This window comes from Mesorhizobium sp. M7A.F.Ca.CA.001.10.2.1, from assembly GCF_003998575.1.
Classification (GTDB): Bacteria; Pseudomonadota; Alphaproteobacteria; order Rhizobiales; family Rhizobiaceae; genus Mesorhizobium.
Map to the genome: position 1 here is coordinate 1 of NZ_RZQY01001115.1, position 1,008 is coordinate 1,008.

The following is a 1,008-nucleotide window of genomic DNA, read 5'->3' on the forward strand; positions in this document are numbered from 1 at the left end:
CGCTACCAGCATGGCGTGACGCCGAATTCATTCGACCGATTGCCGCGCACGGCGGTTGGTCCGTTCAACCGGCAGGCGTTCGACGACATCGTCGCGGGCCGCTACGAAGGGTTTCCGTTCGAACTCTACGAGGCGCATCTGCGGGAAGGGTCGGGCAAGGGCTCGTCGACCGCCTTCCAGGGCGTCATCGTCGCCTTCGAGACCATCGCGCCGTTCCCCGGCATATTGGTGGCGACGCGGCGGACCAATGCCGTCATCAGCTTCTTTCGCGGCATGTTCGCCAGCAAGCTGCAGGAACTGTCCAGTGGCGACGTGGCGCTTGATGCCGCCTACGAGTTCCGCACCGACAATCTCGGAGCGGCACAGCCGCTGGTGAGCGGCCGGCTGGCGCAGGCGCTGAAATGGCTTGGCGAAACCTGGCCGGACGATCCGGCCCGTGTCGCGCTCAATGGCAGCGATGGGTTCCTGCTGCTGCCGCAGACGAAGAACTTCTTCGAACTGCCGGATATTTCGGTGCCGCTCGATTACAGCACGCATGTCGCGCCGATGATATCAGACATGGGCGCGATGCTGGCGACGGCGGCACTTGTGCGCAAGATCGGCGCGAAGGACGAGGCGGGCTGAGCCGTCAGCCGTCGAAGCCGTATTTGTCACGCCTATAGTCCGCCTCTGACCATGAAACAAAATTTGTGTCGATGGTCGGTGAGCAGGCTGTTTCGTGATGCTGCTCGAGGTCGATTGCAGCGACCGCGTGGCGATCCAAAGCCGCCGTCACAATCGGCTAAGCGACTCTTTTCGCGGATAGAAGTGGGCATTGGAGGAGTCGAAGCGGTCTGAAATGATGTCGGCAACAAGCAATATGTCGGAATTAAGCCTATGATATTGTTTGCGAAAATTCACCCAACGTGATTTGCGGAGGGAGCGCTTTCCGTTCCAGTTTCAAGCCGTCCGGTGCTGTCGTTTCCCAAGGCGGCGGTCCGGAAAGTGAAACAGCACGGAGTGCTTACC

The 1,008-nt window shown here is 60.5% G+C and carries 1 pseudogene; it reads left to right on the forward strand.

Features of this window, described 5'->3' with window-relative positions:
* Positions 1-624 (forward strand): annotated as a pseudogene (locus EN964_RS35515) (DUF3137 domain-containing protein); the annotation flags it as partial.
* Positions 625-1,008: the final 384 nt, after the last annotated feature.